Here is a 19,065-nt window from a genome sequence, read left to right on the forward strand (position 1 = left end):
GAGCCCGGCATGTTGCGCATAATAGATACAGAAACCTGTGGTCTGCAGGGAGGCATTGTTGAGATTGCATCGGTCGATGTCGTTGACGGAACGATCGTCAATCCCATGAGCCATCTGGTGCGTCCTGACCGTCCCATCAGTCCACAAGCCATGGCTATCCATCACATCACTGAAGCGATGGTAGCGGATAAACCGTGGATTGAAGATGTCATCCCGCACTATTACGGCAGCGAGTGGTACGTGGCGCATAACGCCAGTTTTGATCGGCGTGTGCTGCCCGAAATGCCGGGGGAATGGATTTGCACCATGAAGCTTTCCCGCCGCCTGTGGCCGGGGATCAAATACAGCAATATGGCGCTCTATAAGTCCCGCAAGCTGAGCGTCCAGACGCCGTCTGGTCTGCACCACCACCGCGCGCTTTATGATTGCTACATCACGGCGGCACTGCTGATAGACATCATGCAGACGTCCGGCTGGACCCCGGAGCAAATGGCCGATGTCACCGGCCGTCCTGCGCTGCTAACTACCTTTACCTTCGGTAAATACCGCGGGAAACCGGTATCTGAAGTCGCTGAACGCGATCCGGGCTATTTGCGCTGGCTATTTAATAACCTTGACAATATGAGCCCGGAATTGCGCCTGACGCTGAAACACTATCTGGATAACGCCTGACCGGGCAGTGTTCCCTGCGCAAGACCAATTAAAAAAGCGAACTCGAGGGCCACACCTTCATAGGATTTATAGCGCCCGGATTTACCGCCGTGTCCGGAGTCCATATCCGTACACAATAGCAGCAGATGATCGTCTGTTTTCATTTCACGCAGTTTCGCCACCCACTTCGCCGGTTCCCAGTATTGCACCTGGGAATCGTGTAACCCTGTGGTTACCAACAGATGCGGATAATCCTGTGCGGTGACGTTATCGTATGGGCTGTAGCTTTTCATGTAGGTGTAATACTCTTTGTCCTGCGGATTGCCCCACTCTTCAAACTCACCGGTTGTCAGCGGAATTGACTCATCCAGCATGGTGGTCACCACATCGACAAACGGCACCTGGGCAATAACGCCGTGAAAAAGTGTCGGACGCTCGTTGATGGCAACACCCATCAGCATCCCTCCGGCGCTTCCTCCCATCCCATAACACAATGAAGGTGAGCCATAACCGAGTTTGAGCAGTGCATCGCAGACGTCGAGATAGTCATTGAAGGTATTTTTCTTACGCAGAAATTTACCCTCTTCATACCATTGCTGCCCCAATTCACCACCGCCACGCACGTGGGCGATCGCGTACACAAAGCCACGATCCAATAAGCTTAAGCGGCTGCTGCTGAAATCAGCGTCCATGCTTGCGCCATATGAACCATAGCCATACACCAATAATGGATTTTTCCCTTTACGGAAATGCTGCTTGTGGTAGACCAGCGAGACAGGCACCTCTGTCCCGTCGCGTGCGGTTATCCACACGTGTTCACTGCGGTAATTTGCGGCGTCGAAACCGGGGACGGTAGTCTGCTTAAGTACGCGGCGCACGCCAGTATCCATATCCAGTTCGAACAGCGTGTCCGGCGTAGTCATGGAGGAATAGCCATAGCGCAGGCGCGATGTCTCCGGCTCAGGATTATAAGCCAGCCACGTCACATAGGCGGGATCGTCAAAGGCAATCCCGATTACTTCACGCGTTTTGCGATTGATTTGTCGCAGGCTGGTTAACCCCTGTTGTCGTTCTTCCACCACCAGCCAGTCGGTGAACAGCGTAAAACCCTCCAGCATGACACTGTCACGCGCTGGGATTAACGTCTCCCAGGCGTGTTCGTCTCGTACACGGGTACGGTACAGGCCGAAGTTTTTACCCTGACGGTTTGAACGCAGATAAAAGGCGTGTTGATAGTGATCGAGACTGTATTCATGGTCTTTCCGACGCGCCAAAAAGACCAGTGGCTCGGCATCAGCCAGTTCTGCATCAATGAGCAAAATCTCACTGGTGGTTGCACTCGCAATATGAATAACAACATAGTGCTGTGAGGTGGTTTTATGCAGACTGACATAAAACATATCATCAGCCTCTTCATACACCAGCTCATCATCAGTGGATGGTGAACCGACAGTATGCCGCCAGACCTGATACGGCAGCAATGTGGTTTCATGCTTGCGGACATAATAGAAAGTCTGCGAGTCGTTGGCCCAGACTAATTCCGGCTCGACGTTTTCAAGTACCTCCGGGTACCAGTTGCCCGTTTGTAAGTTGCGAAAGCGCACACCATATTGCCGACGGGAAAGGTAATCCTCCGCCAGCGCCATAATGGTATTGTCCGGTGATATTGCCAGACCACCTAACGTATAGAATTCGCTATGGGCTGCGCGCTGGTTTCCATCCAGCAAGGTATCCCATTCATCCCACTCTTCACTGAGAGCAGACTGGCGCTGATAAATGGCATATTCACACCCCGGTTCATAGAGATGGCGATAGCGGTACCCATTTTTCACATACGGTGCGGACACATCCTGAGGGGGAATACGGTCGATAATCTCTTTCAGAACACGATCCTGCAAAGCTTGCTGCGAAGCCATCACCTGGCGGCCATACGCATTTTCTTGTTGCAGGTAATTCAGCACCTCTGGCTGCGAGCGGGTGTCATCTCGCAACCAGTAATAATTATCAACACGAGTATCGCCATGCTGCGTCATGGCGTGGGGAATACGAGGAGCTTTAGGTAGCATGTCATTGTTCTTTTGCTTAAACATTCTATAAGGGTGGCAAAAGTCAGCAATGATGCAAGCGAAACATGCTCCGGCACTGTAACTATTTAGTCTGGCAGGGCCTGTTTTTGTTGCTTAAGATCCTGCTCAATCCCTTCGCGAACATCCTGCGGGATCTTCAACGCATCACCCAACGCATTCAGATAACTGCGCTCCATAAAGTGGTCGATATCAATTGCCGCACAGCTCAGGAAGTAGATTTCCAGTGCTTCTTCTTCATTACGGACCCCCTGAGCCAGACGCTGAGGATCGAGTGGTTGTTCAATCGCACGCTCAATCAGAACACGCCCCTGCTCTTCAACTCCCGCTTCACGAAGTTGATGTTCAATGGCAGCACGCTCTTTAGCATCGATATGCCCATCGCTTTTCGCCGCAAAGACCAGCGCCAGGATCAGACGCTCAGTTCGCTCATCCAGCGGCGAACTCTGCGCGCCAAATTGTGGTTCACCCTGATGCGCCGCACGGACCTTATCTTTGTACTTGTTCCATAACACCGTACCGGCAACCGCCCCACCGCCAACCAAAAGCGCGCTGGTGCCGTATTTACTGAGTAATTTACGTGAGGATTTGTTGGCAACCAGTAATCCTGCCAGACCGCCTAGCGCGCCAGGCACCAGCAGTTTGCTGAGTCCTTGTTCACCGGAAGATGACGCAGATGATGCTTTTTGCCCAAGAAGAGATTGTAGTTGATTCAGCCAGTTAGCCATTTTGCCCCTCAAGTACAGACGAATAATCATCAAAGCGTACCCGAGGGGATGTCAGGAAGTGTTCAGGTCATCAAAAGATGTGCAAATTCAGCTACTGACGCACCTGGTACTCTGCTGTGCCGGCTTTGCAATCAAGCTTTACCTGATAGTGAATGTCGCTGCTTTTGCCGCGCACAGTCAGGGGTACTGTCCACTGCCCGTCTTTACCGACAATATCCTGCGGATTGGCCCACGCTACCGGGTCAAGCTGACCGAGTTTCTTTTGATCGTCGGCCCAGCGCACAATGCGATTCTGCAGGTAATCACGTTTTACGCTGGCTGCAATGCCATCAGCGTCCAGACCTTCACAGTTTGGAAACTGAACTGACTTACTTTCCGTATTCGCCGCAAATACTGATACGCTGGCAGATAACAACAGCAGGCTCAACAGCGCTCTTTTTTTATACATTCTTTTCTCCTTATCTCCCTTTCGTCCTTCAGGCCGCAGACCCGCGGTGTGAAGGCTGTCAGAGATTGCACAATGATTCAGGGAAAAGCATGGTACAAAATATCAGGAGCGCAAGTCGCTTCAGGCCGCCTGGGTATCATCCTCAGCAGATGCGTCGTTGTCGACCACCTGTGGAGAAGGCAGCTTGCCGTTTTTCAGGATGGCGCTCAGCACCTCTTTTTGCTCAGCCAGCCACAGAGAAAGCGCTTCACGCTGCTCATCTTCCAGCGTTACCGGTGATTGTTCCAGCCATGTGTCGAGCAGATCGGCTGTATCGAGCATCTTGTCATACGCATCGGCTTCCTTTTTGCTGGTAAACGACATTTTTTCCTCACCTTCCCGAATGACTACGTATTTAACTTCAACCGCCATTTTTGCAGCCTCTTAAATTACCTGTATTTATATACAGCATATTCTTTTTCATCCCTGAAATCAACCTGGTAATAAAGACAGACGCAAACGTTTTCGTATATACTGCGCCCAGTTAAAACAGGGGATTAATTTATGACGTTATTAGGCACAGCGCTGCGTCCTGCAGCAACGCGTGTGATGTTATTAGGTTCAGGTGAACTGGGTAAAGAAGTGGCGATTGAATGCCAACGCCTGGGTGTGGAAGTCATTGCCGTGGATCGTTACCCCGACGCACCAGCGATGCACGTTGCTCATCGCTCCTACGTCATCAACATGTTGGATGGCGATGCATTGCGCCAGGTTGTCGAGCATGAAAAACCGCATTTTATCGTGCCAGAAATTGAAGCCATCGCCACAGATATGCTGGTAAAACTGGAGCAGGAAGGCCTGAACGTAGTGCCTTGCGCACGCGCGACTCAACTGACCATGAACCGGGAAGGCATCCGTCGCCTCGCCGCCGACGAGTTATCTTTACCGACATCATCTTTTCGCTTCGCCGACAGTGAAATGCGTTTTCGCGAGGCCGTAGACGAAATCGGTTATCCCTGCATCGTAAAACCGGTAATGAGTTCTTCCGGTAAAGGCCAGAGCTTTATCCGCTCCGCCGAACAGCTAACCGAAGCCTGGAACTATGCCCAACAGGGCGGGCGAGCGGGCGCCGGGCGTGTTATCGTCGAAGGCGTGGTGAATTTCGATTTTGAAATCACACTGCTTACCGTCAGCGCCATTGACGGCGTACATTTTTGCGCACCGGTAGGTCATCGCCAGGAAGACGGCGACTATCGCGAATCCTGGCAGCCACAGCAGATGAGCGAACTGGCGTTAGCCCGGGCGCAGGAGATTGCCCGGAAAGTGGTACTGGCATTGGGCGGCCACGGATTATTTGGTGTGGAGCTGTTTGTCTGCGGTGACGACGTCATTTTCAGCGAAGTCTCCCCTCGCCCGCACGACACGGGTATGGTGACGCTGACTTCTCAGGATCTGTCTGAGTTTGCCCTGCACGTGCGTGCATTCCTTGGTCTTCCCGTTGGCGCAATCCGCCAGTATGGTCCGTCAGCGTCAGCGGTGATCCTGCCGCAGCTAAACAGTCAAAACGTTACCTTTGATAATGTGGATGCTGCCGTTGGCGCGGGTTTGCAGATACGTCTGTTTGGTAAACCCGAGATCGACGGTACGCGTCGTTTAGGTGTCGTGCTGGCAACGGCAGAAAGTGTTGAAGAAGCGGTTGATCGTGCGAAAAACGCGGCTGCACAGGTAAAAGTGGCAGGTTAAAACCGGACCCGTAGACCGGATGAGGCAGTAACCCCCCATCCGGCAAAGCCCGATATCGGCGCTAACGCCTATTATCGGGCCTTCGGTTTACACATTGATAGCTTACTGCTTCGCCCCTTCAACCGCTTCGCGAGCCAGTTTGGTGATACGATCGTAATCACCCGCTTCCAGCGCATCCGCCGGAACCAGCCAGGAACCGCCAATACACAGCACGCTTTTCAGGGCCAGGTAATCACGGTAGTTCGCCGGGGAGATGCCGCCAGTCGGACAGAAACGAACCTGAGAGAACGGACCCGCGATTGCCTGCAGTGCTTTCGTACCGCCGTTCGCTTCAGCCGGGAAGAATTTGAACTCTTTCAAACCGTAGTCCATACCCAGCATCAGTTCAGAAACGGTGCTGATGCCAGGGATCAGCGGAATCGTCCCTTCGGTTGCTGCTTTCAACAGCGGCTCGGTCAGACCCGGGCTAATCGCAAACTGAGCACCAGCCGCAGTAACTTCAGCCAGTTGCTGTGGATTCAGCACAGTACCCGCACCGACGATAGCATCCGGTACTTCTTTCGCGATTGCACGAATAGCATCCATCGCACAAGCGGTACGTAATGTCACTTCCAGAACGCGCACGCCCCCTGCAACTAACGCTTTCGCCATCGGCACAGCGTGTTCCAGTTTGTTAACCACAATAACCGGTACAACCGGGCCAGTGGTCAGGATTGCTTCTGCACTTGTCTTCCAGTTTTTCATCAGAGTTTTCTCTCGCCTGATTACAAATTAAGTCTTAAAAAGTGATACAGGTTGCGCCCTGCTCCGCACCGGACAGCTTTTCACGCAACGCGCTGAACATTTCACGCCCGGTACCCACGCGCGAAGCGCTAAGGTCAGGAATGTGAGGCTGACGAGAGGCAAGTTCCTCTTCATCAACCAGCAGCGTCAATTCACCTGTCTGTCCATTCACACGAATGATGTCGCCATCGCGCACTTTTGCCAGCAGCCCGCCATCGTAGGCTTCTGGGGTTACATGGATTGCTGAAGGCACTTTACCTGAAGCACCTGAAAGTCGTCCATCAGTAACTAACGCAATTTTGAAACAACGGTCCAATAATACACCAAGTGGTGGCATGAGTTTATGTAATTCTGGCATTCCGTTCGCTTTTGGTCCCTGATGACGCACAACAACCACACAATCCCGGTCAAGCAGACCCGCATCAAACGCCGGTAACACATCATGTTGACTTTCGAAGACCACGGCAGGCGCTTCAATCACCTGATTTTCAACTGGAACAGCTGAGGTTTTCATCACCGCACGCCCCAGATTGCCACTCAGTACTTTAGTGCCGCCATGATGGGAGAATGGCTGGTCAAAGGCGGCAATCACATTGCTGTCCAGCGATTTTTCCGCACCTTCGCGCCAGTCCAGTTCACCGTTATTCAGCCACGGCTCCAGGGTATAACGCGATAAACCGAATCCGGCCACGGTATTCACATCCTCATGTAACAGACCCGCGTTCAGCAGTTCACGCATTAATACAGGCACACCGCCCGCTGCCTGGAAATGGTTAATATCTGCCGGACCATTCGGGTACAAACGCGCCATCAGCGGGACCACATCTGACAGGTCGGAGAAGTCATCCCAGTTAATCAGAATACCGGCTGCACGCGCCATGGCTACCAGGTGCATCGTATGGTTGGTTGAACCGCCGGTCGCCAGTAGTGCCACAATACCGTTCACTACCACTTTTTCATCGATCATTTTACCGATCGGCATCCACTCGTTACCGTTACCGGTCAGACGTGTTACCTGACGGGCCGCCGCGGCGGTCAATGCTTCGCGCAGTGGTGCATCCGGGTGCACAAAAGAGGAGCCTGGCAACTGCATGCCCATAAACTCCACGACCATCTGGTTGGTGTTAGCGGTGCCGTAGAACGTACAAGTACCCGGTGCATGATAAGACGCAGCCTCGGATTCGAGCAGTGCCATACGATCCACTTTGCCTTCGGCATACAGTTGACGAATACGCACTTTCTCTTTGTTCGCCAGACCACTCGCCATCGGGCCTGAAGGGATGAAGATTGAAGGCAGATGACCGAAGGAAAGCGCCGCCATGACCAGGCCCGGGACAATCTTGTCACATACGCCGAGGAACAGCGCACCATCGAACATATTGTGTGAGAGCCCCACGGCCGCCGACATCGCAATGACTTCACGACTGAGCAGAGAAAGCTCCATGCCGTCCTGACCCTGGGTCACTCCGTCGCACATCGCAGGTACGCCACCAGCAACCTGGCCCACCGCATTGGCTTCATGTAGTGCTTTGCGAATAATGGCCGGATAGTGTTCATACGGCTGGTGTGCGGAAAGCATGTCGTTATAGGAGGTAATGATCGCGATATTGTTACGCAACATGCTTTTTAGCGAGGCTTTATCCTCCGGCTGACAGGCGGCAAAACCATGCGCCAGATTACCGCACGCCAGTTGTGAACGATGGACGGTAGTCGTTTTAGCCTGTTCGATTCGAGCGAGGTAGGCGGAACGCGTGTCCCGGGAACGTTCGACGATACGTTGTGTTACGCGTAACAAATTCGGATTCATAGAGGCTCCTAAAATTTATCTGTCAGAGCGGTTGGGTAAACAGTGTTACTCAGCATCACTAAATATTGCTGAATCGCTTGTTAGCCGTAGCTCAGGGGCAAAATCGTTTCAGGCAGTGTAATAAAAAAAACCTCGCGGGTGAATCCACGCGAGGTTTAAAAGTGCAAAAATTATTCTACAATCTGTGTTAGATCATGTTACCGGTAAAATAACACCTAATGGCTAGATGATCTTTTACTCGAATTCGTTCCAGGAACGACCGTCACGGGTGATCATGGCCACAGACGCAACCGGTCCCCAGGTTCCTGCCTGATAAGGCTTCGGCGACTCGTTATCCATCGCCCAGGCTTCGGTAATTGAATCCACCCATTTCCAGGCTTCCTCGACCTCATCGCGACGCACAAACAGCGCCTGAATACCGCGCATGGTTTCCAACAGCAGGCGCTCATAGGCGTCGGCCAGGTGCGTTTGGTTGAAGGTTTCTGAGTAGCTCAGATCCAGCTTAGTGATTTGCAGATTATGTTTGTGGTCCAGACCCGGCACTTTGTTCAGTACCTGGATATCAACCCCTTCATCAGGCTGCAAACGAATAGTCAACTTGTTCTGCGGCAGATCCTGCCAGGATTCTTTAAACAGATTCAGCTCAGGTGTTTTGAAGTAAACCACCACTTCAGAGCACTTGGTTGGTAAACGTTTACCGGTACGCAGGTAGAACGGTACACCCGTCCAGCGCCAGTTATCGATATCGACGCGAATCGCCACAAACGTTTCCGTGTTGCTGCTCTTATTCGCGCCCTCTTCTTCCAGGTAACCCGGTACCTTTTTACCCTGGGCAAAACCGGTGGTGTACTGACCGCGCACCGTTTTTTCACGCACGTTCGAGCGATCGATGCGACGCAGAGATTTCAGTACCTTTACTTTCTCATCGCGAATGCTGTCGGCGCTCAGATCAGCCGGAGGGGACATTGCGATCATGCATAGGATCTGCAGCAGGTGGTTCTGGATCATATCGCGCATTTGACCTGCCTGGTCAAAATAGCCCCAGCGCCCTTCAATACCCACTTCTTCCGCCACCGTAATTTCTACGTGGTCGATAGTGCGATTATCCCAGTTATTTACAAACAGGGAGTTAGCGAAACGCAGCGCCAGCAGGTTCAGAACCGTCTCTTTACCAAGATAGTGGTCGATACGGTAAACCTGGCATTCTTCGAAATATTCACCCACCTGGTCGTTGATTTCACGGGATGTCGCGAGCGAAGTACCCAGCGGTTTTTCCATCACGACACGCGCAGGCTTCGCGTTAAGTTTTGCTTCACCCAAACCTTTGCAGATCGCGCCAAAGGTGCTTGGCGGCATAGCGAAATAGTTAATCGTGGTACGTGATTTTTGATCCAGCATCTCGCCCAGACGGCTAAATGCGGCGGTGTCATTGACGTCCAGGTTACAAAAATCCAGACGGCCGCTGAGGGTTTCCCATAAACTCTCATCAATTTTTTCTTTCATGAAAGTTTCGAGCGCTTCGCGTACAACCTTGGTATAGGCAGCTTTGTCCCAATCAGCACGCCCTACCCCAATGATGCGGGTATCCGGGTTAATCTGACCGGCCTTTTCCAGTTGATACAGGGAAGGCAGCAATTTCCGTCGCGCCAGGTCGCCCTTCGCGCCGAAAATGACCAGGTCACATGCCTGGGCTGTTTGCGTTACCGCCATGTCATTCTCCTCAATTGAGTGCCTGGTGCTTTTGCCAGACACTGGTTGTAATTTTATTACAATGCACTGTACTGCTTTTACGTGATTCCGTGAACCGTAAACGCTTATCCAGCCGTGCTGTTACCGAAAACAGCGGCTAAAGAGACGCCAGTCAGGCTCAAAATGGATAAAAAAGTCGCTTTTTTTCGTACCCATGAAGAAGTATGAAAACCGGACTTCGATCATGTAATGAAAAAAAACAACAACTATTCTCTCCATTTTGCCCCGTTCCTTCACTCTCAGGGGTAGTATCTACACACAAAATAATTCGCGTTGCAGGAAAGCGGCAAGCGAGTGACAAATTCGCCAGGAACGAATCTTTCCAACCGAAGGATGTCTCTCATTTCATCCCGATGGGCTTACTCAAGTAAGCGATTCAGGTGAATTAACGTAGCCCCCCTGCGGCTCGACGTATGACGTGTATAACAAAATTATGCCCCGATTTCCCCATATTGCTGAAATCGCTTTTGCCCATGACCCATGAGTCTACCTACATCATGAATATGCTGGAAAAAATCCAGTTAAAACTGGAACATTTGAGCAAGTCAGAACGTAAGGTTGCTGACGTTATTCTTACCTCACCAGATCAGGCGATCCATTCGAGCATTGCTGCGCTGGCGCTGGAAGCCAATGTCAGCGAACCGACCGTTAACCGTTTCTGCCGCAGCATGGATACGCGTGGCTTTCCTGATTTTAAACTGCATCTGGCGCAAAGCCTGGCAAATGGTACCCCATATGTTAATCGCAATGTGGATGAGGATGACAGCGTTGAATCCTACACGGGGAAAATCTTCGAGTCTGCAATGGCGAGCCTTGACCATGTTCGTCAGTCTCTGGATAACGTGGCGGTAAATCGTGCGGTTGATTTACTCACTCAGGCGAAGAAAATTGCCTTTTTTGGGCTCGGTTCCTCCGCCGCGGTGGCGCATGACGCCATGAATAAATTTTTCCGTTTTAACGTTCCGGTTATCTATTCCGACGACATCGTTCTGCAACGCATGAGCTGTATGAATTGTAGTGATGATGATGTCATTGTGCTCATTTCACACACCGGAAGAACCAAAAGTCTGGTGGAACTGGCACAACTGGCAAGAGAAAACGATGCCATGGTGATTGCCCTGACATCTCCTGGTACTCCGCTGGCACGTGAAGCAACGCTGGCAATTACCCTCGATGTACCGGAAGATACTGACATTTATATGCCCATGGTCTCTCGACTTGCTCAACTTACCGTGATAGATGTGCTGGCTACGGGATTTACTTTGCGCCGTGGGGCAAAATTTAGAGATAACTTGAAGCGTGTCAAGGAAGCGCTCAAGGAATCGCGTTTTGATAAAGAATTACTCATCAAGAGTGATGACCGCTAAAAGCAATAACAATGTTCTACCCTTTTATCATCCGGGTCGTTCATTTTACCGTTTATGTTCGAGAACGGCCGGATCAATGTTCACGCAACACCTAGTTGTTTCAGTCAACGGAGTATTACATGTCCAGAAGGCTTCGCAGAACCAAAATCGTTACCACGTTAGGCCCGGCAACTGACCGCGATAACAACCTTGAAAAAATTATCGCCGCTGGGGCGAACGTTGTACGTATGAACTTTTCGCACGGCTCTCCAGAAGATCACAAAATGCGGGCGGATAAAGTCCGTGAGATTGCCGCCAAACTGGGACGTCATGTAGCTATTTTGGGTGACCTGCAGGGACCTAAAATCCGCGTATCGACCTTTAAAGAAGGCAAAGTATTTCTCAATGTTGGCGACAAATTCCTGTTAGACGCCAACCTCGGTAAAGGTGAAGGCGACAAAGAAAAAGTCGGCATCGATTACAAAGGCCTGCCTGCTGACGTCGTGCCGGGCGATATCCTGCTGCTGGATGATGGTCGCGTACAGCTCAAAGTGCTGGAAGTTCAGGGTATGAAAGTCTTCACCGAAGTCACTGTCGGTGGCCCGCTCTCCAACAACAAAGGCATCAACAAACTTGGCGGCGGCCTTTCTGCTGAAGCGCTGACGGAAAAAGACAAAGCAGACATCATTACTGCAGCGCAAATCAGCGTTGACTATCTGGCGGTCTCCTTCCCTCGCTGCGGCGAAGATCTGAATTATGCCCGCCGCCTGGCGCGCGACGCTGGCTGCGATGCGAAAATCGTTGCCAAGGTAGAGCGTGCTGAAGCCGTCTGCGACCAGAATGCGATGGATGACATCATCCTTGCCTCTGACGTGGTAATGGTTGCGCGTGGTGACCTGGGCGTGGAAATCGGTGACCCGGAGCTGGTCGGTATTCAGAAAGCGTTGATCCGTCGCGCACGTCAGCTGAACCGTGCGGTAATTACCGCAACGCAGATGATGGAGTCGATGATCACTAACCCAATGCCGACCCGTGCGGAAGTCATGGACGTGGCTAACGCCGTGCTGGATGGGACTGATGCCGTCATGCTGTCTGCCGAAACTGCCGCAGGCCAGTACCCGGCGGAAACCGTCGCAGCGATGGCTCGCGTCTGTCTGGGTGCAGAGAAAATCCCGAGCATCAACGTTTCTAAACACCGTCTGGACGTACAGTTTGATAATGTCGAAGAAGCTATCGCCATGTCAGCGATGTATGCCGCGAACCATCTGAAAGGCGTTACCGCTATCATCGCCATGACCGAGTCCGGTCGTACTGCGCTGATGACATCCCGCATCAGTTCTGGCCTGCCGATTTTCGCGATGTCTCGTCATGAGCGTACGCTGAACCTGACCTCTCTGTATCGTGGCGTTACGCCGGTTCACTTTGACAGCGAAACTGACGGTGTCGTGGCTGCCAACGAAGCGGTCAATCTGCTGCGCGACAAAGGTTACCTGGTGTCAGGCGATCTGGTGATTGTGACCCAGGGTGATGTCATGAGCACCATCGGTTCCACCAACACCACACGTATTCTGACTGTAGAATAACGACTCTGCTTACTGCCTGATATTACTCGCTATTCAGGACGGGTCAGCTGATACAAAAAAGCCTCTCGAACGAGAGGCTTTTTCTATTTCTTAGGATAAAGATCTTTGCGTTTATACGGTTCAATTTCACCGGGTTTGCGGGTCTTTAGCAGTTTCAGAATCCAGGTGTATTGTTCGAGATGCGGGGTGACAAAAATCTCCACTTCTTCATTCATCCGTCTGGCAATGGTATGGTCATCGGCCGTCAGAATGTCATCCATGGGTGGGCGTACCTGAATCGTCAGACGATGCGTTTTGCCATCGTACACCGGGAACAGCGGTATTACGCGCGCATGACAAACCTTCATCAGGCGGCCAATTGCCGGTAACGTTGCCTTATAGGTCGCGAAGAAATCAACAAACTCGCTGTGCTCCGGGCCGTGGTCCTGATCCGGTAAGTAATATCCCCAGTATCCCTGCCGTACCGACTGAATAAAAGGTTTAATACCGTCGTTACGTGCATGTAAACGACCGCCGAAACGTCGACGTACCGTGTTCCAGACATAGTCAAATACCGGATTGCCCTGGTTATGGAACATCGCTGCCATTTTCTGGCCTTGGGATGCCATCAGCATTGCCGGAATATCAACACCCCAGCCGTGAGGGACGAGAAAAATCACCTTTTCCTCATTACGTCGCATCTCATCGATAATTTCCAGGCCCTGCCAGTCAACGCGGTGCTGAATTTTCTCCGGGCCACGCATGGCTAATTCTGCCATCATAACCATCGCCTGAGGCGCAGTCGCAAACATCTCATCAACGATGGCCTCACGTTCAGCTTCGCTGCGCTCAGGAAAACAGAGGGATAAATTGATAAGCGCTCTGCGACGCGAACTTTTCCCCAGCCGTCCGGCAAGCCGTCCCAGTTTCGCCAGAACGGGATCGCGAAATGACGCGGGTGTTAATGCAATCCCTGCAATCGCTGCCACGCCAAGCCAGGCGCCCCAGTAGCGCGGGTGACGGAATGATTTTTGAAACTCAGGGATATACTCAATACTCTTTTTTTTCGTTTCCATGCTCTTCCAGTATCGGGGGCCGCGAAAAAGTAAATCTGCTGATAGTGTAGCGGCGCACCGTGTCCCGTACAAAATAAAAAAAGCCGGCACGCATAGCGTACCGGCTCTGTCAGTGTATTTATTAATCGAAGCGTAGCTGAGGCAGAACCTCTTTCACCTGTGCCAGGTACTCGGTACGATCCGAACCGCTCAGCCCTTCCGTACGCGGTAGTTTTGCCGTCAACGGGTTCACAGCCTGCTGGTTGACCCATACTTCGTAGTGCAGGTGCGGGCCGGTAGAACGCCCGGTGTTACCTGACAGCGCAATACGATCGCCACGTTTCACTTTTTGTCCCGGTTTAACCAGCAGCTTACGCAGGTGCATGTAACGGGTGGTGTAAGTGCGACCGTGACGAACAGCAACATAGTATCCGGCCGCGCCACTCCGTTTCGCGACCACCACTTCACCATCACCGACTGACAGCACCGGCGTACCTTGCGGCATCGCAAAGTCGACACCTTTGTGCGGTGCAACGCGTCCGGTTACCGGATTCAGGCGACGTGGATTGAAGTTTGACGAAATACGGAACTGCTTCGCCGTAGGGAAACGCATAAACCCTTTAGCAAGCCCGGTCCCGTTACGGTCATAGAATTTACCGTCTTCAGCACGGATCGCGTAATAATCTTTGCCTTCAGAGCGCAAACGAACGCCCAGCAGTTGGCTTTGTTCGCGTTTACCGTCCAGCATCTCACGAGACATCAAAACGGAGAACTCATCGCCTTTCTTCAGCTTGCGAAAGTCCATCTGCCATTGCATCGCTTTAATCACCGCGCTGATTTCAGAGCTGGTCAGGCCAGCATCTCTTGCACTGGCGACGAAACTACCGCCCACCGTACCGTTGATTCGGCTGTTAACCCAGTCGCCCTGCTGCATTTCGCTGCTCATTTTGAAACCCGTTGCCGTACGATCATAAGTACGGGTTTCACGGCGGGAAACTTCCCAGGTCAGGCGCTGCAAATCACCTTCCGAAGACAGCGTCCAGGAAAGTTGCTGGCCAATTTTCAGATTACGTAGATCTTTATCAGATGCGGCAAGCTGGCTGATATCGCCCATATCAATGCCGTACTGGTTCAGGATACTGCTCAGCGTATCGCCGGTAGAGACAACATACTCGTGAACCCCGGCCTCGCCAGAGGTCTTGTCATCGAGTTCGTCCTGAGGGATAGCTTCATCTTCCTGAGCGGCTTGATCGATAGGTTCGCTGGCCTCTGGCAACAGTGAACGGATCTCGCTTTTTTCCAGCTCAATGGTTTTAACGATGGGTGCAGAGTCGGGATGGTATACATAAGGCCGCCAGACTGCGACGGCCAATGTCAGAACAGTAAGCGACCCCAACATAACACGATGGGGTCGCGGCAAATTATTAAATGCCAGAGCGACAGAGCGGGCTATCTGTTGCACGTATTCACTTCCTCATTAATCTCCTTTCAGGCAGCTCGCATACTGGTTGGCTAATTGGTTCAGAAACGCTGAATAGCTTGTTTTACCCAGTTTGATATTCGTTCCGAGGGGATCCAACGTTCCCATTCGAACGGATGTCCCTCTCGCTACGGCTTCAACGACCGCTGGCCTGAACTGTGGCTCAGCAAAAACGCAGGTTGCTTTTTGCTCAACCAACTGTGTTCTTATTTCATGTAAACGCTGCGCACCAGGTTGAATCTCAGGGTTCACGGTAAAGTGACCAAGCGGTGTTAGCCCGTAGTGTTTTTCGTAGTAGCCATAGGCGTCATGAAAAACGAAATACCCTTTACCCTTGAGCGGTGCGAGCTCGTTACCTACCTGCTTATCGGTTGCGGCTAATTGTGCCTCAAAATCCTTCAGGTTGGCGTCAAGTTTGGCTCGACTTTGCGGCATAAGTTCCACTAATTTATCATGGATTGCAACCGCTGAGGCCCGCGCTATCTCTGGGGAAAGCCAAAGATGCATGTTGTAATCACCATGATGGTGATGCTCGTCACTTTTTTCGCCGTGAGCGTCGTTATGCCCATGATCGTCATCATCATCGTCAGCGCCTTTCATGAGTAACGGTTTCACGTCATTGAGCTGCGCAATCGTTACCTGTTTTGCGTTAGGAATATTCTTGACTGACTTTTCCATAAACGCCTCCATTTCCGGACCGATCCAAACGACTAAGTCCGCGTTCTGTAAGCGTTTTACATCTGAAGGGCGCAGCGAATAATCGTGTTCGGAAGCCCCGTCAGGCAGCAGAACCTGGGTGTCTGTAACCCCATCTGCAATCGCTGAGGCAATAAAGCCCAGCGGCTTAAGTGACGCCACTACAGCGGCATTTGCAGCCTGAGTTGCACTACCCCAAAGAGCAGCGGATAATGCTGCGAAAAGAAGCGTATTTTTATGTAACATAATGCGACCAATCATCGTAACGAATGTGAGAAATGTGATATTATAACATTCTATAACTTCTGCAAGACTAAAATTGATATGACGACTTTGGTTTCACTGGAAAATGTCTCGGTCTCTTATGGTCAACGCCGCGTCCTTTCTGACGTATCGCTTGAACTTCGACCCGGCAAAATTTTAACGCTTCTTGGCCCGAATGGGGCCGGAAAGTCTACGCTGGTGCGCGTTGTATTGGGACTGGTAGCGGCTGATGAAGGGGTTATCAAGCGCAACGGGCAGTTGCGGATTGGCTATGTACCGCAGAAACTGTACCTCGATACAACACTTCCGCTGACGGTGAGCCGCTTTTTGCGCTTACGTCCTGGCACAAAGAAAGCCGACATTCTCCCTGCGCTGAAGCGTGTTCAGGCCGGGCATCTGATGGATGCTCCGATGCAAAAACTGTCCGGCGGGGAAACGCAGCGTGTCTTGCTGGCCCGTGCGTTGCTAAATAAACCACAGCTCCTGGTGCTCGATGAACCGACTCAGGGAGTGGATGTGAATGGTCAGGTTGCACTGTACGATCTTATCGATCAGTTGCGACGTGAACTGGATTGCGCCGTGCTGATGGTCTCCCATGACCTGCATCTGGTCATGGCAAAAACCGACGAAGTCCTGTGTCTGAACCATCACATTTGCTGCTCCGGCACGCCGGAGGTGGTTTCAATGCACCCTGAATTCATCTCTATGTTCGGGCAACGCGGCGCTGAACAACTCGGAATTTACCGTCACAACCATAATCATCGCCACGATTTACAGGGTCGCATTGTTTTACGCCGGGGAAATGGTCACTCATGATTGAATTATTATTACCCGGCTGGTTAGCCGGGATCATGCTGGCCTGCGCTGCTGGCCCGCTTGGCTCGTTTGTGGTCTGGCGTCGGATGTCTTATTTTGGCGATACGCTGGCGCACGCATCACTGCTGGGCGTTGCGTTTGGTCTGCTGCTGGATGTAAATCCCTTCTATGCTGTTATCGTCGTCACCCTGATGCTGGCCGCAGGCCTGGTATGGCTGGAGAAACGCCCGCATCTCGCGATTGATACCCTGCTCGGTATTATGGCGCACAGCGCGCTGTCATTAGGCCTGGTGGTTGTCAGCCTGATGTCGAATATTCGTGTGGATCTGATGGCTTACCTGTTTGGTGATTTGCTCGCCGTAACGCCTGAAGATCTGGTGGCTATTGCCATTGGTGTCGTGGTTGTGCTGGCTATTCTGTTCTGGCAGTGGCGTAATCTGCTGTCGATGACTATCAGCCCGGATCTGGCCTTTGTTGATGGCGTGAAGCTGCAACGTGTCAAGCTATTGCTGATGCTGGTCACAGCACTCACTATTGGTGTGGCGATGAAATTCGTCGGGGCACTGATTATCACCTCACTGCTTATCATCCCTGCGGCGACCGCCCGTCGCTTTGCCCGTACGCCGGAACAGATGGCAGGGGTTGCCGTTGGTGTGGGAATGATAGCGGTTACAGGCGGACTGACCTTCTCAGCGTTCTATGACACACCGGCAGGGCCATCCGTGGTGCTTTGCGCTGCGCTGCTGTTTATCTTCAGTATGATGAAGAAGCAAGCGAGCTGAGCATGCGTTGCCCGGTGGCGCTGCGCTTACCGGGCCTACAAAATCGCCCAGGCCTGATGAGCGTAGCGACATCAGGCACTAAGGCATCTGTGGCGGCGTAATGCCAAAATGGTTCCATGCCCGCACGGTTGCCATACGTCCACGCGGGGTACGTTGTAGAAAACCTTGCTGAATCAAATACGGTTCCAGCACGTCCTCAATAGTTTCACGTTCTTCGCCGATTGCCGCCGCCAGGTTATCCAACCCGACCGGACCACCAAAGAATTTATCGATCACCGCCAGCAGCAGCTTACGGTCCATATAATCGAATCCTTCCGCATCCACATTGAGCATATCCAGCGCCTGGGCGGCAATATCCGCCGAGATGGTGCCGTCATGCTTCACTTCGGCGAAATCACGCACACGACGCAGTAAACGGTTGGCAATACGCGGCGTACCGCGTGCCCGGCGCGCTACTTCCAGCGCCCCTTCGTCACTCATCTCCAGCCCCATAAAGCGGGCACTGCGTCCAACAATGTGCTGAAGATCAGCCACCTGATAGAACTCCAGGCGCTGCACAATGCCAAAGCGATCACGCAGTGGAGAGGTTAACGAACCCGCACGCGTTGTAGCGCCAATCAGGGTAAACGGCGGCAGATCGATTTTAATTGAACGTGCTGCCGGGCCTTCGCCAATCATGATATCCAGCTGATAGTCTTCCATTGCCGGATACAACACCTCTTCCACTACCGGTGACAAGCGATGGATTTCATCAATAAACAGCACATCATGGGGTTCGAGATTGGTGAGCATGGCCGCCAGATCGCCTGCTTTTTCCAGTACCGGGCCGGATGTAGTGCGCAGGTTGACGCCCATTTCATTGGCAACAATATTGGCAAGCGTGGTTTTACCCAGACCCGGAGGACCAAAAATCAGCAGGTGATCGAGGGCATCACCGCGCAGCTTCGCCGCCTGGATAAAAATTTCCATCTGCGAACGTACCTGAGGCTGGCCAATATACTCTTCCAGCAGCCTGGGGCGGATCGCACGATCCACCAGGTCTTCAGGGGTAGTGCTGGCAGCCGAAATCAGGCGATCTGCTTCAATCATCCT

General features: G+C 52.2%; 17 protein-coding genes. 6 read left to right on the forward strand and 11 right to left on the reverse strand.

All coding sequences use genetic code 11. From position 1 onward, the window contains the following. Nucleotides 1-9: 9 nt before the first annotated feature. A complete protein-coding gene (exoX, locus tag RYZ59_RS19640; protein ID WP_271441797.1) occupies nucleotides 10-672 on the forward strand; it encodes an exodeoxyribonuclease X in 663 nt (220 codons plus the stop codon). On the opposite strand, the gene ptrB is transcribed toward exoX, so the two are convergent. From ptrB to yebG, 4 genes are all read right to left on the reverse strand, one after another. Then, a complete protein-coding gene (ptrB, locus tag RYZ59_RS19645) occupies nucleotides 654-2,717 on the reverse strand; it encodes an oligopeptidase B (protein ID WP_318050284.1) in 2,064 nt (687 codons plus the stop codon). The genes exoX and ptrB overlap by 19 nt on opposite strands. A gap of 86 nt (nucleotides 2,718-2,803) precedes the next feature. Continuing rightward, the gene (locus tag RYZ59_RS19650) at nucleotides 2,804-3,463 is read right to left on the reverse strand and encodes a tellurite resistance TerB family protein (protein WP_318050283.1); all 660 of its coding nucleotides are present in this window, start codon (nucleotides 3,461-3,463) and stop codon (nucleotides 2,804-2,806) included. A 91-nt stretch (nucleotides 3,464-3,554) separates the two neighbouring features. Beyond that, complete coding sequence (gene yebF / locus RYZ59_RS19655; protein WP_202038415.1) at nucleotides 3,555-3,911, reverse strand: protein YebF; 357 nt, start codon at nucleotides 3,909-3,911, stop codon at nucleotides 3,555-3,557. 120 nt (nucleotides 3,912-4,031) lie between these two features. Continuing rightward, complete coding sequence (gene yebG, locus RYZ59_RS19660) at nucleotides 4,032-4,322, reverse strand: DNA damage-inducible protein YebG (RefSeq protein WP_318050282.1); 291 nt, start codon at nucleotides 4,320-4,322, stop codon at nucleotides 4,032-4,034. Nucleotides 4,323-4,454: 132 nt separating this feature from the next. On the opposite strand from yebG, the gene purT reads away from it, so the two are divergent. Continuing rightward, complete coding sequence (gene purT / locus RYZ59_RS19665; protein WP_318050281.1) at nucleotides 4,455-5,633, forward strand: formate-dependent phosphoribosylglycinamide formyltransferase; 1,179 nt, start codon at nucleotides 4,455-4,457, stop codon at nucleotides 5,631-5,633. Between the two features lie 102 nt (nucleotides 5,634-5,735). On the opposite strand, the gene kdgA is transcribed toward purT, so the two are convergent. From kdgA to zwf, 3 genes are all read right to left on the reverse strand, one after another. Then, on the reverse strand, nucleotides 5,736-6,377 hold the full coding sequence (kdgA, locus tag RYZ59_RS19670) for a bifunctional 4-hydroxy-2-oxoglutarate aldolase/2-dehydro-3-deoxy-phosphogluconate aldolase (RefSeq protein ID WP_005120716.1): 642 nt from the start codon (nucleotides 6,375-6,377) through the stop codon (nucleotides 5,736-5,738). Between the two features lie 34 nt (nucleotides 6,378-6,411). After that, a complete protein-coding gene (edd, locus tag RYZ59_RS19675; protein WP_202038413.1) occupies nucleotides 6,412-8,223 on the reverse strand; it encodes a phosphogluconate dehydratase in 1,812 nt (603 codons plus the stop codon). Between the two features lie 234 nt (nucleotides 8,224-8,457). Beyond that, the gene (gene zwf / locus RYZ59_RS19680; protein ID WP_137381576.1) at nucleotides 8,458-9,933 is read right to left on the reverse strand and encodes a glucose-6-phosphate dehydrogenase; all 1,476 of its coding nucleotides are present in this window, start codon (nucleotides 9,931-9,933) and stop codon (nucleotides 8,458-8,460) included. Nucleotides 9,934-10,469: 536 nt separating this feature from the next. On the opposite strand from zwf, the gene RYZ59_RS19685 reads away from it, so the two are divergent. Further along, nucleotides 10,470-11,339 (forward strand): MurR/RpiR family transcriptional regulator, encoded by an 870-nt coding sequence (locus tag RYZ59_RS19685; RefSeq protein WP_137381864.1) that lies wholly within the window; start codon nucleotides 10,470-10,472, stop codon nucleotides 11,337-11,339. A 119-nt stretch (nucleotides 11,340-11,458) separates the two neighbouring features. Continuing rightward, nucleotides 11,459-12,901: a pyruvate kinase gene (gene pyk / locus RYZ59_RS19690; protein WP_137381575.1), complete on the forward strand. Its 1,443-nt coding sequence runs from the start codon at nucleotides 11,459-11,461 to the stop codon at nucleotides 12,899-12,901. A gap of 83 nt (nucleotides 12,902-12,984) precedes the next feature. Here the strand turns inward: pyk and lpxM are convergent, their stop codons facing one another. The 3 genes from lpxM to znuA all read right to left on the reverse strand — a co-directional run bounded on the left by lpxM (nucleotide 12,985) and on the right by znuA (nucleotide 16,357). Further along, a complete protein-coding gene (lpxM, locus tag RYZ59_RS19695; protein ID WP_115643269.1) occupies nucleotides 12,985-13,956 on the reverse strand; it encodes a lauroyl-Kdo(2)-lipid IV(A) myristoyltransferase in 972 nt (323 codons plus the stop codon). Nucleotides 13,957-14,077: 121 nt separating this feature from the next. Next, nucleotides 14,078-15,397, reverse strand: coding sequence for a murein DD-endopeptidase MepM (gene mepM / locus RYZ59_RS19700; protein WP_071887356.1), 1,320 nt, complete (start codon nucleotides 15,395-15,397; stop codon nucleotides 14,078-14,080). A gap of 15 nt (nucleotides 15,398-15,412) precedes the next feature. After that, entirely contained in the window at nucleotides 15,413-16,357 is a 945-nt protein-coding gene (gene znuA / locus RYZ59_RS19705; protein ID WP_005120703.1) for a zinc ABC transporter substrate-binding protein ZnuA, read from the reverse strand. Nucleotides 16,358-16,435: 78 nt separating this feature from the next. Here znuA and znuC point away from each other — a divergent pair, with 78 nt between their 5' ends. Further along, nucleotides 16,436-17,191, forward strand: a complete 756-nt coding sequence (gene znuC, locus RYZ59_RS19710; protein WP_137381572.1) for a zinc ABC transporter ATP-binding protein ZnuC — start codon at nucleotides 16,436-16,438, stop codon at nucleotides 17,189-17,191. After that, nucleotides 17,188-17,973: a zinc ABC transporter permease subunit ZnuB gene (znuB, locus tag RYZ59_RS19715; protein ID WP_202038411.1), complete on the forward strand. Its 786-nt coding sequence runs from the start codon at nucleotides 17,188-17,190 to the stop codon at nucleotides 17,971-17,973. Before znuC ends, znuB begins: the two co-directional genes overlap by 4 nt. A gap of 78 nt (nucleotides 17,974-18,051) precedes the next feature. Here znuB and ruvB read toward each other — a convergent pair whose 3' ends face one another. Next, a complete protein-coding gene (gene ruvB, locus RYZ59_RS19720; RefSeq protein WP_137381570.1) occupies nucleotides 18,052-19,062 on the reverse strand; it encodes a Holliday junction branch migration DNA helicase RuvB in 1,011 nt (336 codons plus the stop codon). Nucleotides 19,063-19,065: the final 3 nt, after the last annotated feature.

The sequence above is a fragment of the Citrobacter sp. HN-141 genome (assembly GCF_033341895.1).
Classification (GTDB): domain Bacteria; phylum Pseudomonadota; class Gammaproteobacteria; order Enterobacterales; family Enterobacteriaceae; genus Citrobacter.